The 14,047-nt window shown below is 52.9% G+C and carries 17 protein-coding genes and 1 pseudogene; 15 read left to right on the top strand and 3 right to left on the bottom strand.

The features are described from left to right. The 15 genes and pseudogenes from M988_RS23065 to M988_RS18885 form a co-directional block, all read left to right on the top strand. Positions 1-269, top strand: a 269-nt coding sequence (locus tag M988_RS23065) for a hypothetical protein (protein WP_428838873.1), incomplete at its 5' end; no start/stop codon positions are given. A gap of 217 nt (positions 270-486) precedes the next feature. After that, positions 487-696, top strand: coding sequence for a hypothetical protein (locus tag M988_RS18820; protein ID WP_064575344.1), 210 nt, complete (start codon positions 487-489; stop codon positions 694-696). Positions 697-730: 34 nt separating this feature from the next. Then, on the top strand, positions 731-1,057 hold the full coding sequence (locus tag M988_RS18825; protein ID WP_064575345.1) for a lysozyme inhibitor LprI family protein: 327 nt from the start codon (positions 731-733) through the stop codon (positions 1,055-1,057). Between the two features lie 85 nt (positions 1,058-1,142). Beyond that, the gene (locus M988_RS18830) at positions 1,143-1,610 is read left to right on the top strand and encodes a hypothetical protein (RefSeq protein ID WP_042894524.1); all 468 of its coding nucleotides are present in this window, start codon (positions 1,143-1,145) and stop codon (positions 1,608-1,610) included. Between the two features lie 98 nt (positions 1,611-1,708). Continuing rightward, positions 1,709-2,014, top strand: coding sequence for a hypothetical protein (locus M988_RS18835; RefSeq protein ID WP_064575347.1), 306 nt, complete (start codon positions 1,709-1,711; stop codon positions 2,012-2,014). A gap of 578 nt (positions 2,015-2,592) precedes the next feature. Next, a complete protein-coding gene (locus M988_RS18840; RefSeq protein WP_139540900.1) occupies positions 2,593-3,360 on the top strand; it encodes a (S)-acetoin forming diacetyl reductase in 768 nt (255 codons plus the stop codon). Positions 3,361-3,483: 123 nt separating this feature from the next. Next, positions 3,484-4,017, top strand: a complete 534-nt coding sequence (locus M988_RS18845) for a DUF1440 domain-containing protein (RefSeq protein ID WP_052320156.1) — start codon at positions 3,484-3,486, stop codon at positions 4,015-4,017. A gap of 186 nt (positions 4,018-4,203) precedes the next feature. Beyond that, positions 4,204-4,386 (top strand): hypothetical protein, encoded by a 183-nt coding sequence (locus M988_RS18850; RefSeq protein WP_064575349.1) that lies wholly within the window; start codon positions 4,204-4,206, stop codon positions 4,384-4,386. A 155-nt stretch (positions 4,387-4,541) separates the two neighbouring features. Beyond that, positions 4,542-6,074: an EAL domain-containing protein gene (locus tag M988_RS18855; RefSeq protein ID WP_156518194.1), complete on the top strand. Its 1,533-nt coding sequence runs from the start codon at positions 4,542-4,544 to the stop codon at positions 6,072-6,074. A 491-nt stretch (positions 6,075-6,565) separates the two neighbouring features. Continuing rightward, positions 6,566-6,901, top strand: coding sequence for a hypothetical protein (locus M988_RS18860; RefSeq protein WP_064575353.1), 336 nt, complete (start codon positions 6,566-6,568; stop codon positions 6,899-6,901). After that, on the top strand, positions 6,898-7,512 hold the full coding sequence (locus M988_RS22915) for a hypothetical protein (RefSeq protein ID WP_064575355.1): 615 nt from the start codon (positions 6,898-6,900) through the stop codon (positions 7,510-7,512). The genes M988_RS18860 and M988_RS22915 overlap by 4 nt, the downstream gene beginning before the upstream one ends. 310 nt (positions 7,513-7,822) lie before the next feature. Then, positions 7,823-8,059: pseudogene (locus tag M988_RS18870) on the top strand (IS21 family transposase); the annotation flags it as partial. Between the two features lie 24 nt (positions 8,060-8,083). Further along, on the top strand, positions 8,084-8,839 hold the full coding sequence (gene istB, locus M988_RS18875) for an IS21-like element helper ATPase IstB (RefSeq protein WP_042894453.1): 756 nt from the start codon (positions 8,084-8,086) through the stop codon (positions 8,837-8,839). A 396-nt stretch (positions 8,840-9,235) separates the two neighbouring features. Further along, the gene (locus tag M988_RS22705; RefSeq protein WP_080758855.1) at positions 9,236-10,075 is read left to right on the top strand and encodes a protease inhibitor I42 family protein; all 840 of its coding nucleotides are present in this window, start codon (positions 9,236-9,238) and stop codon (positions 10,073-10,075) included. A 28-nt stretch (positions 10,076-10,103) separates the two neighbouring features. Beyond that, a complete protein-coding gene (locus M988_RS18885) occupies positions 10,104-10,736 on the top strand; it encodes a DUF2913 family protein (protein WP_042894455.1) in 633 nt (210 codons plus the stop codon). A gap of 104 nt (positions 10,737-10,840) precedes the next feature. On the opposite strand, the gene M988_RS18890 is transcribed toward M988_RS18885, so the two are convergent. The 3 genes from M988_RS18890 to M988_RS18900 form a co-directional block, all read right to left on the bottom strand. After that, positions 10,841-11,200 carry a plasmid partitioning/stability family protein gene (locus tag M988_RS18890; RefSeq protein WP_064575357.1) on the bottom strand — a complete coding sequence of 120 codons (360 nt, stop codon included), beginning with the start codon at positions 11,198-11,200 and terminating at the stop codon, positions 10,841-10,843. An 11-nt stretch (positions 11,201-11,211) separates the two neighbouring features. Beyond that, the gene (parM, locus tag M988_RS18895) at positions 11,212-12,168 is read right to left on the bottom strand and encodes a plasmid segregation protein ParM domain-containing protein (RefSeq protein WP_064575359.1); all 957 of its coding nucleotides are present in this window, start codon (positions 12,166-12,168) and stop codon (positions 11,212-11,214) included. 442 nt (positions 12,169-12,610) lie between these two features. Next, complete coding sequence (locus tag M988_RS18900; protein WP_064575361.1) at positions 12,611-13,882, bottom strand: tyrosine-type recombinase/integrase; 1,272 nt, start codon at positions 13,880-13,882, stop codon at positions 12,611-12,613. Between the last annotated feature and the right edge of the window lie 165 nt (positions 13,883-14,047).

Genomic DNA, 14,047 nt, shown 5'->3' on the forward strand with positions numbered 1-14,047 from the left:
ATGCGCTGCGTAGCCTGCTGCTTAGCGACGCCCCCTTCTGCCTCGCCCCGCCCCCCGAGGAGCTTTTGCCGTTTGAGGTCGGCCTGCTCAGCCTGACGCCGGCGGAAACGCAGGCTGTACGGGACGCGCTGGCCGGTTTGCCGGTCGTACAGCTGGCCGCCCGGCGGGGGCGCAAACCTAAAACGCTATATTCCCAGCGCGCGAGTGCGCTGGGTAAGCTGGGGGTGGTGCGCCGGACTGACCTGAGCAATATGAGTACGGGCAGGTAAGCCGATGGAATGGGTGATAAATGTCTGGCTGACCGCGGTGTCGCTTACGCATCTCTACCCGCGGCTGTGGGTGTGCATGCTGACTGCGTTGCTGCTGTGGTTGTTCACCCTTGACCGGTTCTCCTGATCGCCGTTCGAAGGTAGGAACCCAACAGGGGAATACCCCTGCTTCGGACATTTTATTTAAGGGTAATGTGAGGAATGAACAGAGGCCGTCATGTCACTGAAAGAACGTATTCGGGTATTAAAACTCCATGCGGGCATTGCCGCACAGGCACAGGCGAGTGAGGCGCGGGGCGACTGGACGGTGGCCTGCCTGCTGTGGGAGCGCGCGGCAGAGGTCGGGAAAGACATTAACCACGGTGACCATGCGCGTGAGGCCGCAGTACGATGCCGCCGGGCGGGAGGTCGTCAGGATGAGGACTGAGTTCAGGTTGTCAGTAAAACACAGAGGAAAAAGCATGCTGTTTCTGGTGTTGTTCTCTGCGCTGTGGCTGCAGCAGGGCAGGGCCGCGAGCTTTGACTGCGCGCAGGCGCACACGGAAGATGAGGTGGCGGTGTGCCACACCCCCGCGCTCAACGATCTCGATGTGCAGATGGCGACCGAGTACCGGTTGCTCAGGGGACTGGTGGCGATGGGGCAGGCCGGCAATATGGTGGACGACCAGCGGCAGTGGCTGGTGGCCCGCCGGCGCTGCGGGAGCCAGGAGGCGTGTCTGCTGACGCGCTACCGCGAACGTCTGCACCAGCTTAATGACGTATATCAGGGGCTTGACCGGCCACGATAAGCAGGCTCACGCCGCGAGGGACGCAGGCCAGCCCCTGGGGATGAAAGGCTGCGATTTCAGGATAAATAAGGAAAAGGGTGGACATATGATGAGACGAACGATGCTGGCAGGGATGTTACTCCTCTCGGCGACAGGTGCCTGTCAGGCTGGGACCCTCCCTGCGCCCGCCGCGCTGTCAGCGGCGCAGCGGGCGGTTATCGACCAGGCCGTCAGGCGCATTGCGGTCAACGAGGGGCGTCACATGGTGGAAATGTGGCCGGACGCGAAGAAGGTGGCCGAGTTTATGTGCGCCCCAGCCGCTCTGCCGGCCCTGCAGGCGGACAAAGGAAAGGGAGTCGACCGGGTGTTCTTGGGCTCAGGGGATGACGCGCAGGGCCTGGTGCTGCACGATGCGACACGATTAACCGGCGAAGGACAGGCGCGGGTGGGCAACGACTGGACGAATTTCACGTTCGAATGTGCGCTGAACCCTGAAAACGGTAAGGTCTCTTCCTTTCATGCCAACCTGGCGAAGACCCGTGCGGCGACCGGGAGCCCAGGCACGACGCCATAGGTAAAACAGCGGGCGTCTGAACAGGTTGGACGACCCGATAAACCCGCCCCGGGAAGCCTGGAACGCAGGCTCCGGGGCACATTCATCTGGGAGGCATTATGCGTATTAACGTCCACGGCCCGGCGCTCACCTTCGTCGTGCTGGCTGCCTGCGCGGGGTTCTCCGCGCAGGCATCAAAAGACACCTCCGGCTCGCTTGCGCCGGTCAGCAATCCGCTGCTGTTGCGCGGGCCCGGGCCGGTGATAAATCCCGATAATTCGGTGTATATGGATGAAAAGAAAAAGGCTGAGGCGCTCCGGGCGCGGCGCCCCGTTCTCTGGCCCCTGAGAATGCCTGATGAGGGGCACGCCGCGCACGAAGAGGGGCGTACGCTGACGACGCCACATGATAACGCGTTACCCTGAATCGGCTGACAGAATAACGTTAATAAGGGGGAGGAATCGATGAACTTTTTTGAGCGCTGCGCGTTTTATATCGCCGCCGCCTGTCTTATTGTCGGGTGGTTTATTTATATTATCTTTCTTTATTAATAAAAGTAATGTGCTGCCTTGGGGGAAATGAGGTGTATTTATTTACAAGTGCCTGTTGCGGTAATACACCTCCCGTTGATAAAGTCCATTCGCTATTTAATAACCGCTTTTCTAAAGCGCGGGGAGTACGCTGTGACATGAAGACGCAAAGTCCTGGGGGAATATGTCACAGGTTCTGCTTTTTTAACTCCCTGATGCTTTAACATCAGGAGCCGTTTTCTTGGGGCAGATAGAGTGTATTCTTCCCTTTGATTATTTTCCGGGGCCGGGCGATTGGAGGACGTATTTAATCTTGCTAAGGCAATGCCTAAGAATAGATTTCATTATGATGGCGGGTTTAATAACGGGTGTGGCCTGTTCCGATATTTCAGAAGGTACTTCATCAGATGGATCTCTCTGACTGACCAGCCTACATAATAGTATTCGTTAAAATGAGTGAAAGGAGAATAAGTATGAAAGTGGCTTTTATTACCGGTGCGGGGCAGGGAATTGGTGAGGCGATTGCACGACGCCTTGCCCGCGATGGGTTTGCCGTCGCGGTGGCCGATTACAACGCCGACACGGCGAAATCCGTGGCTGATGACATCAACCATCAGGGTGGAAAGGCCATTGCGGTCACCGCCGACGTTTCAGACCGTGAACAGCTTTTTGCCGCCGTGGAACAGGCTCGCACCGCCCTGGGAGGGTTCGATGTGATTATCAATAATGCCGGGATTGCACCGTCTACCCCGATTGAGGCTATCACGCCGGACATCGTCGACAGGGTGTACAACATCAATGTCAAGGGGGTTATCTGGGGAATGCAGGCCGCTATCCGGGCATTCAAAGCGGAAGGACACGGCGGGAAAATTATTAATGCCTGCTCCCAGGCGGGGCACATCGGGAATCCTGAGCTGGCGGTCTACAGCTCCAGTAAGTTTGCCGTACGCGGCCTGACGCAGACCGCCGCCCGCGACCTGGCACCGCTGGGTATTACCGTGAACGGCTACTGCCCCGGCATTGTGAAAACGCCGATGTGGGCAGAAATTGACCGTCAGGTGTCCGACGCGGCCGGTCAGCCCGCCGGTTACGGCACCGCAGAATTTGCGAAACGCATTACCCTGGGGCGGTTGTCGGAGCCGGAGGATGTGGCGGCCTGCGTCTCATATCTGGCTGGGCCGGATTCGGATTACATGACCGGCCAGTCTCTGCTGATTGATGGCGGGATGGTATTTAGTTAGTCCAACCTTTCCTCTGCGAGCGGAGGAAATAGGGTACTCACGGGTCAGCAGAGGAGGCCCGTGCCTGACCAGGCGCCCCTGCTGACCCGACGACGAATGAACGACCTGTGAAGAGAAACGACGATGTCATTTTCTGTATGTAATGTGCCGCCCCGGTCGGAAAGGCGTATCTTCATTGCCTTCCTCATTGGCATTATCAGCGGCGTGCTTTCCGCCTTCATTAAATCCGGCACGGAGGCGCTCCTCCCGCCCCGGACGCCGGACCGGTTAGCGCCGCCCCTCAAGCTGCTTGAGGACGTAGGGGTAGACTGGCACACCCTTGTTTATCATTATTCGGACCAGGCCGTGTACTGGGCAGGCGATGGCGTTCACATCGCGTTTTCGGTCGCCGCCGCCCTCTTTTACTGCGTGTTCGCGGAGTTTATGCCGGCAGTGACAAAGGTGCAGGGGCTGGTCTTTGGCCTGGTATTTGCTCTGCTGTGCCATGGCATAATCCTTCCGCTGCTGGGGCTGTCACCTTCACTTGCCCAACTTCCCGCCGATGAGCTGATTTCAGAAGTTCTCGGTACCTGCCTGTGGGCATGGAGCATTGAGGTGGTCAGAAACGGCCTGCGGGCGCGAAAGCCCGGTACGCTGTCCGTTCCTGAGGGGCACTGAGTCTGGTCCCGGCCGCCACGGAAGGCCTGCCGTTTACGCGGCCTTCCGGCGGCGGCCTTACAACATGAGACCGCGGTGGCGCATCCGAAGGGCAGGGGGCTACTCGCCGGGGGGCGCGCTTGCTCTCCAGCCTTCTGCGCGTGCCCTGGACACACCGAGGCAATAACACCACGGAGATAATCTGATATGGACGCTGAAAAACAACAGCAGTTGCTGACGCTGATAACGCAGGCACAGGCATTATTAATCCCCCCCATGAGTGCGGCCGAGAAGGACATGTCCCGGATGCTGACGGCGCTGAGCCTGATGCTTGAAAATCCCGGTAATCAGCAGTTACCCTTCTATTTTGAATCCTGGTTTATCCCGTAGGCCCCCCGGTCTTTTGACCGGCGTTACCGGCCCCGTCAGGCAGAACACAGCGCCGGGGTGCCGGCGGGTTGTATTTTTTTTGCACCGTAACAGGACGTTGAATACGGACGCGTTCTCATGCGCGGGTATGGCGCGGTTAATGAAGGGGGATAATCATGTGGCGGAAGAACACAGTGCTGTTGGGGGCGTATTTACTGCCCCTGATGTTGTTTACCCTTTTGTCGCTACTGCTGGCTTTCTGGCAGCTGCAGCGTGATATTAATCTGACGGCGGAGATACTGCTTCGCCACGCGGACAGCGTCATAGAGGCTGCACGTCAGACAACGCGGCAAACCGCCGTCCTGGCAAGAGCTTCCTGTGGGGAAACAAGCCGCAGGGCAATCGCCTTGGAGGTGCTGGCTCCTTATGTCCGCAGCACGGGATTGATATATCAAAATATGCTCGTTTGTTCGACCCTGACAGGTGCCAAAGCCACGCCGGTGCGTGACATTTATGACCTGACCTTCCCTCCGGGAAGCGGCGACGAATGGATAATTTCCCTGCCAGGCACACGAAGCATTCCGGACCACCCGGTTGTTTTTTATGCCATGCCAGTAGGTGCTGAAAATGTGGCTTTTACCGTCATCGATGGCCGGTACATTTCAGACCTGATGGATGCTCTGGCGGGGACGCGGCATACCTCTTTTGCGCTGTTTTTCGGTGAGGGCGCACCGCTGAGCCATCGCCATGCGGCGTATGCTACATCACGCGCGTTGACGTCCATATTTCATTCCAGCGTCAGCCATGCCACGCTGATGGTGAACACGCCCTTCTTATCCCTCCTGAATGTATTCCTGAGACGTTTACTTTTTCTGGTCCCCGCATCGCTGCTGGTTTCGTTGCTGCTCCTCTTTGCATACCGCCGATGGCAGCGAAAGAAAATGTCTCTGGCAGATGAGATAAAAAAAGGCATAGTGAACGGTGAGTTCCGGGTGCACTATCAGCCGGTTTGCGAGACCCTGACCGGCAGATGCAACGGGGTGGAAGCGCTCATGCGCTGGCAGCGGGCGGGCGGGCGACAAATTTCTCCGGACATCTTTATCAGCGCCGCGGAGCAGGAGGGGCTCATTATCCCCCTGACCCATCATCTGTTTGCGCTGATACGTCGGGACGTCGCGGGCTGGGACGTCCATGATGGCTTTCATCTCGGCGTGAACATTGCGGCGGCTCACCTTACTCATCCTGACTTTCCCGGGGATATCGCGTCTTTCTGTCATGCCATTTCCGGGCGTTTCCAGCCTGTTCTTGAAATCACAGAGCGAAGTCTCGTAGAAGATACCTCGCTGGCATCGTCACACCTTTTATCGTTGCAGGAAAAAAGGATAAAGATAGCGATTGATGATTTCGGGACCGGTTACTGTTCACTTTCGGCGCTGCAGTCCCTGCCGCTGGATTATTTAAAAATCGATAAAACCTTCATCGATACACTCTCATCCGCGCAGGGGGATACGCCGGTCCTGGACACGATTATCAGCCTGAGCCGACGGCTGGGATTGGTGACGATTGCTGAGGGCGTCAGTACGCAACGGCAGGTTGATTACCTGATAAAAGAGGAGGTGTCCTACATACAGGGCTACCACTATGCCAGGCCGATGGCCGGTCCTGACTTCCTGCAATGGTATCACCGCAATATCAGGGAGCAACGCTGAATTGAGGAAGGAGAGGGGCGAGCCCGGATATTTTCAAGGGTTATTCTAAAAATTTATTCTATGCGGCTATTTATGTAATGTAGCTAAATTTGGTCATGATAACGGAAAATGGTCGGTAAGGGATAAAAATATTGCAAAGCCTTGATGGCAGAATAATTTTCTGAACGCAATATTACCAGTCTTGCCATATCAGATATAAGAGCACTAATGACCCAGATGGGTAGCATAGTTTTTATTTTATTGATGGGTTATGAGAGAGTTATTGTATAACTGTGACGTAACTCTTACTTGAAAGTTTTTTTGCTTGATTGAACCTGTCTCCCGTTGGTGTGGTGTTCTGGAAGAAGAGGCTTCGACAGAAAATTTTCTTTCTTCAAACATTACAGCTTATTTAACTCTATTGATTTATTGATTTTCAACGTAAGAGAGTATGTATATTAATTGGGAATTGATTCATTTCACACCTCAATAATTGAGATAAGGATAAATGTATGTCGACCAAATTTCAATGGGATCAAAATGAACACCAAACATACACCGAAGCGGATGGTGGCACGGTAGAGACTTTATTTGGCACTGATTTTTCAAAAGCAAGAAATGCCGGTTTTACGATGGATGCGAAAAATCATACGCTAATTTTATGTACTGATAGATATGCAGGTGACATGGCCTACCTCGACTGGGGGTGTATAGGAGAAAATAAAATCCATATTAAAAATGGAATGTTGATTGTGGATCTTACATTAACTCCTCGCTTTGAATTTCATATGGGTGTAGAGGGAATGGATGAAGTGGAATTACTAATTGAAAATGAAGGGGGGGGGTGAGTATAAAAACGGAGTTAACTCCTATTTATAATCGCTCATTTTTACATGTCAAAGACAATGGGAAATTTTCACTTTTCGTACTTTCCGAAAATGAGGCAGTAAAAAATGCTTCACAATTACCTCTTAGAACGTTACTAACTGATAACGCTAAATTTGAGTATTCGTTTAATTATTGCTTTATCTGGCAAACCCTGTCTTTTACTACCCAGGATCAGTCTAGCGCAGAATTTAAAGGGGGCTCATTCGATTTTGAAGGCGCATTTTCTTTTAACGTGGGAGGAGGAAATGCTTCAATTATCATGTCTCCTAAAAATGAAGGGGATAATCCACCTTTTGATTTTGGCTCGGGGATATATCCAGCTGGTATTTTCAACTTTATAACCAAAGATGATAATGGGAATTCTATAAAAAATGAAGGGAAGTTTGTTTTCAATGGTCTAACAGGTGGGGCGTTGGTCTGTGCTGTAATGGTAGCCAAAAAATTAATCTCTATTGATGGTATTCCTGCAACTTTGGCTGATGTACAGGCCATTGATACTCTCGGCCAAGGCATTATCGTAAGAGTCGCCAGTGCTGCGTCTGAGAGTTTAAACGTCCGTGGTAATCCGTAGTGGTCCCCGGTTTTTTGCATACTGATGTTATCAAATAACGCTCTGAAAAAATCCGTCCCTGAAGGCCTGTGGGCGTTGATAATCGCCTCTGTCGCTTCATCTGCAAAGGTAATCTCCACCTCTTCCATACCCAGCGAGCGAATGATCCCGGTAATGTCAGGCCAGTAGCGGAGATCGAAACTATTGAGCCGCTGCAATTCTGGCTTCAGATACGACAGGTAATGACCGTTCCCCTCTCCGGCATCGTCGATAAATTCAGTGAGTTTTAGCATGCGTTCACATGCAAAGTGGCCGCTCTTGTCGAGCAACGCTGACCTACCGTGCGGTGCTCGGTCTGACCGCACTGCAGAAAAAATACGGAAAAGAGAGGCTGGAAAAAGCCAGTTGCGTCGCCTGGCATTACAAAACACCGGACAGACGCTTCATCGACAACCTGCTGCGCCACAATCGCGAGAACCAAGATCTCCCGTTATCGAGTCAGAGCGAACAACACTCTCCGGCCTCGCTGGAGCATGAAAACCTGCGCGGGCCAGGCTACTACCACTAACTGACAAACAAAGGAACAAACGGCATGAGCGATAACCTGTTAAACAAACTGACCCAACTGAAGCTCCCGGCCATGGCAGGGAGCCTGATCCGCCAGCGAGAAACACCGCAGACCTACGGCGAGTTGTCGTTCGAGGAACGGCTGATCCTGCTGGCAGATGACGAACTGCTGAACAGGGAAAACGGTCGGGTGGCCCGTCTGAGGAAGAGTGCGAACCTGAAATACCAGGCAGCGCCGGAGGGGCTGCACTACCCCGTCTCAAGGGGGCTGAGAGCCGAACAGATGCGGGAGCTGCTGAACGGTCATTACATCACGCATCGGAAAAACATCCTGATCACCGGCCCGACGGGGTGTGGGAAAAGCTGGATCGCCAATGCCCTGGGTGAACAGGCCTGTCGCCAGAAACACAGCGTTCAATACTGGCGTACTGGTCGGTTACTGGAAATGCTGGCGCAGGGGCGGGTAGACGGTAGCTGGCTGAAGCACCTGAAACAACTGCAAAAAACGCAGGTACTTATCCTGGACGATCTGGGTCTGGAACCCCTGAGCAACGCGCAATGTAACGACCTGCTGGAAATAGTGGAAGACCGGTACGGACAAAGCAGTACCCTGGTGGTGAGCCAGTTCCCAGTAGATAAGTGGCACGGGCTGATGGAGAGCCCGACAACGGCAGATGCGATCCTGGACAGACTGGAGCGTAACGGCCACAGACTGGTACTGCAAGGAGAATCAATGAGGAAAAGCAAAACGGCAGTGGAAAGCGAGGGGAAAACAGGTTAAAAAGCAGTAGAAAAAGTTAACTCATCCCGGTTGACCGAATGGAGACGAAATCCTGATCGAACTTCGATGCCAATCCGTGATCGAACAGAGCGGAATACGCAGCGTCGTTCCAGCATTTCAGTCAGTTGTATGCTCATGGCGCTGATAGTGTCATTCAGAGCCGTAAGCTCCTGATGATCGGCCCGCAGTTGTGCGCACGACCTGCGGAGTTTCGTAATCTTTCCCTGGACAGGCAGTATTAGTTGACCATATATGGTCGCCTTCACTGTTCACTCGGTGGTGTTTATCAAAAAAAACGCCGCAGGGATGGCGTATTGAGAAAGAGCTGAACGTCACTGGTTTTGAAAATGGTCAGCATATCCCCGCTATTATGGCGTTTATTCACTGGAGCTTTTTATGAAAAAAATAGCATTGTCCTCAATGCTCCCGCTGCTGTTTTTGCTCAGTTCAACGGCATTTGCTTCCGATATGTCACCAGACAACGGGGTTCCCGCAGAAAAATCCGTGAAGCAAGGCGAATCATTTCAGATAACCCTGCCCACCAGTCCGACCACGGGGTATCAGTGGATGATCCGCTCCGTTCCGCCTCAGGTAGCACTGGTGAGCATGGAATACACCACTTCCAATGACTGCGCAAAGGGAATGTCGGGGTGTGGAGGAGATACCGTACTCAGCCTGACAGGTATCACGCCAGGAAAGGGGAAGCTGGTTCTTCAGTATGCCCGTCCGTGGGCGCCTCAGCGCGATGACCGGCATTCTGACGTGTTGATTACTGTCATCCCGACAACAGGTGGGGCTGCTGATACATTCTGCCAGCCTGACGATATTCGGGCGCATCTTGATGACAGGGATGGGGAATTTACCGGTATGTCGCAAAGCGGTACCCTGCTGGTGTTACGCAACACAGGACACATTGCCTGCACGCTGGAACCGTTGCCGGCACTGAGGTTTGAGGATGCGAAACAGCAGCCTCTGACCGTGGAACGACGCATTCCCCACGGGATGCATCCGGGGCCGGTTCTGCGGTCGGTTGTGGTCGCGCCAGGGCAACAGGTTGCCAGCCGGCTACGTTGGGTAGCCAGCGATGCGTTTGATGCCGGCAACTGCGTTACACCGGCGTTTGTTTCGCTGGAGATGAAAGGCGGAACGTTGCGCATCCCATTTGACCATATGATGTGTGCCGCTGCTGGCGATACTGCGTATTTTGACCAAGGGCCGCTGGGCATGATGAAATAGCCTTTTCACCGTGACGGAGGAAGACTGGTTGACCACTCTCGCCTGGCAAAAACGCCCGACCGAAAATCTCGCTCACCTTGCCTGGTGCATTCTGGCTGCTGTTGGCCTTGCCAGACAGGAAGGGAAAGCGCTTTCTGCTTTGCAGACGCATATGTTCATCATGCAGTGGTTGCTGACAGCGCAGAAGCATAAGCTGTTTCCCCGAACGTTAGCATCGGACATCATCTGGCTGCAGGAGCAGGGTAAACGTTACGGGCCATCGGCGCGGCTATACAGCAAGGTTGAGTATATCTGGCTTGCCAGTTCTGGCGAGCTTACCCGGCAGAGCACGCTGTTTCGTTTTACGTATATGATTGACACGCTTCGGACAATGGGCTGGATAGACTGGCTGATGTCGGCAATGGAATGGGCCGCAGGTGGAAAACTAGCGGGTAATGTGTGTGCGATCTATACGCCAAAAGACGAGTTGCATCAGGTATTCACCGACAAGGGTGAACTCATCAGGCCGATGGAGTTGCGGCTTACTGGCGATATCAGCGGCATTCCTGCCTTGCTGGCACAATGTCATCTGACCGCTGAACGTCTGGAGGATGATGAGGGGTATGCTGTGTTTCGGTTGTTACCTGAACCTTTCCGCGAGTATCAGCAGACTCAGACTTAACGACGCTACTGAAGAAAAAAACGTAATAATAAAAGGACGCCCGGCCATGAAGGCTGAGCGTCCTGGATTATTTTTTTGCTTCCATTTGGTGATGAAATAATATTTCACCCTGGCAGGGAGCCCGCCAGATTCTTTGCTGAAACACTGCTGGTGGGCCGTTTCGTTACCTCTGGTGTTGGTACTGTGACTACTACCGATACAGGCTGATGCGATCCCGGCTGGATGTTCAGAAACGAGACCAGCATAGTGCGCAGTGTTTCCGGGCTCGTGTTGTCTGCCAGCAATGCGGCCAGTACCGATGGTAACCGGCTGTCAATCTCGCCCAGCGCAATACCTGCAATTAACGCTGTTCGTGATAACTCTCCGCGATCGCCCCGGTGGTGCGCCTCTATCCTCGCTTCCGCAAAACGCTCGCTGGCCTGCGTATCAGGTCGCAGATAAATCAGTACTTTTCTACGGTTCATTACCGCCTCCGTTAACCAATGGATTTCAGTCCATGTACCAGTGCGAACTGCGGCTCCTGTGCCACGAAGAAACGATCGTCGCGCAGGTGAACATGAGTACGAATGTCATCAGCCAGCAGGCAGGCTCCTCCACCTACAACCGCAACATGGGTATAGCCTTTAAAGCGATCAATCGCTTCCAGCACCCGGGCACGGTAACGCGCGATACCACTTTGTATTGCCTGTTTTATGGCATCGACAGCATGTGGATTGTTGATGTTGTTCGCCAGGTACGTATCGTCGAATCGTTTGATAATCAGCCGGTCCACGTTGTAACGTGATAGGGCCATACCGGCTTTGCGAAACGCCTGTTGCACTTCATCGGTCACCAGCGATACGCCTAACGCCGGATCGCCGTAGATACGTGATACTGAGGACATCTGACCCGCCACCTGTGAGATATCAAGCGTTGTTCCGCCGAGATCAACTATCAATACCGAGTTGGAGGACGAGAGTTCATCGCACAGTGCAATCCCGGCAGGAATGGACTCCGGACGAACGGTAACGCGGGTGATGGTAAAGGCGTGACCGTTATTCAGCACCACCGGTTGCAGCAGATTCTGTTTCTTGCGCTCAATGTTATCAAGCCGGTACTGGGAGTCTTCGTCGTAGAACTCCGCCAGCGGCAGCGTTACCACAATATCCACGCACTGCGGCGCAAGGCCGCTGGTCTGTAGCGCATGCTGCACAGCTACGGCATTGAGCGGGCTGTACTGCCATTCGATATTACTGGTGGTCAGGGAATCGGGGGAAATCAGGTCAAACGAATATTTCTCCTTGCCTGCGGTATAGTTAAACGGCTTACCGTTGCCAAACGTGGCTGACCATCCGCGTTTAAAGCTGTTGGGGCTTATATGAGTGAACGTTTTGCCGTGCTGCTCCCACAGCATTTTGATATGGGTAGAACCGTCGTCGATGTAAATGCGCATATTGCACCTAAGTTGAGTCAAATGTGAGTTGGAATTGAACTGTCAGGCGTCACTGGAGGCGTGAAGGGCGGCTATTGAGCCAGAACTGAGAGCACGATGAGATGAATCAGCGCCAGCAAGCGCTCAATGAGAAAAGGCAGCGCTGCCAGTGAGACAAAGATGAGAAATCTTTTCATAGGTTTTTTCCTGTATGGGGTTGTCACTCGTTGTAGATCGCGGGTTACCACACAGGATTTGGGGAATGATCGCAGAGAATTTACAGCAGGGCTTGATATTGAGGATCGCTTACACCGGGTAAAATAAACCGATAGTTTACGTGCAGTGAAATGCAGGGATGATATTTGAGGGGGCGTTTAAACGCGCTGCTATGAAATGGAGGACGCCCAACCATGAAGTCTGAGCGTCCAGGGATTACGTTCACATTTACCAGGCTGTCTTACTATTATTTCGACCCGGCATCCTCAGAATGAGCAAACTCATAAGGTGTTACATAGCCTTCACGATTCGCATCAAGATAGTCAGCCCACCATTGCATCATTTGTTTACGTTCATCAAGATGTTCTGCAAGATAAATGTAAGCAGCACGGACGTTACTTCGTTCCTGGTGACTCATCTGACGCTCCACGGCATCTTTTGACCACAGGCCGGATTCGATCATGGCACTACATGCCATAGTACGAAAGCCGTGGCCGCAGATGTCGGTTCTGGTATCAAATCCCATCTTGCGCAATGCTTTGTTGATGGTGTTCTCGCTCATCGGTTTATAAGGATTGTGAGCCCCGGTAAAAATCAAATCAAATTCACCGCTGATCTCGTGGATTTGCTCCAGTATATCTACAGCCTGCTTACACAATGGGATCAGATGTGGGGTGCACATTTTGGCACCACGCGTGGAGAACCTGACTCCGGTAATCTCTTCGCGTTTGTCAGGAAGCGTCCAGAGTGCGCGTTTGAAGTCGATTTCCGGCCAGCGAGCAAAACGTAACTCACTGGAACGGATGAAGATGAGCAAAGCCAGCCTGATTGCCAGTATGGTGAGAGGCTGCCCCCGATAGCTGTTCATTTTCTCCAATAGATCGGCGACCCCTTTAAAAGGCAATGCGGGGTGGTGTTCAGCCTTCTGCGAGGAGATAGCTCCCTTCATGTCCAGTGCCGGGTTATAGCTGATATAAGCATTCTGTACGGCATAGCGCATGATGTTGGTAATGCGGCTTTGCAGTCGCCCTGCAGTATCAATATTATCCCTGGCCTCCACAACTTTAACTGGTGCCAGAAGATCACGGGTATTCAGTTTAGTGATGTCACATTCTCCCAGTGCCGGGAACAAATGTGTTTCCAGTGAAGTTAGGATCCGTTTGGCGTGATCCTTACTCCATTTACGATTGCTTTTGTGCCACTCACGAGCCACGGCCTCAAATGTGCGGATGTTTGTGTGTCCTTTCTTTTCCTCCCGCTTTTCCTGATTAGGATCGACGCCGTTAGCCAGTTGCCTTTTGGCATCGTCGCGGCGGAGGCGTGCTTCCGCTAATGAGATTTCAGGGTAGGGGCCGATAAGATAAGTTTGTGGTTTGCCATTGAAGTGATACAGAAAACGCCAGCGTTTTGAGCCCGTACTGAAAACGAAAAGATAGAGTTTGTCTGCATCGTAGATTTTGATGAATTTTTTGTCTGTCGGGCATTTTGCATTGCGGACAGCCATATCAGTCAGTGCCATAAAAGATGCCTCTTTTACCACTATTCTGAGGTACCGATTTTATCGAACTGAAGATACCTCGGGTGATACCTCGGAAAAGATGTTGATGTGGGAAGAATCAGATTGAGTTCAGTAGACTATCAGGGGAAGTAAAGGTTCGTAAGTCGCGGACTTAGAAAAGAAAAA

Source organism: Hafnia paralvei ATCC 29927, assembly GCF_001655005.1.
Lineage (GTDB): Bacteria > Pseudomonadota > Gammaproteobacteria > Enterobacterales > Enterobacteriaceae > Hafnia > Hafnia paralvei.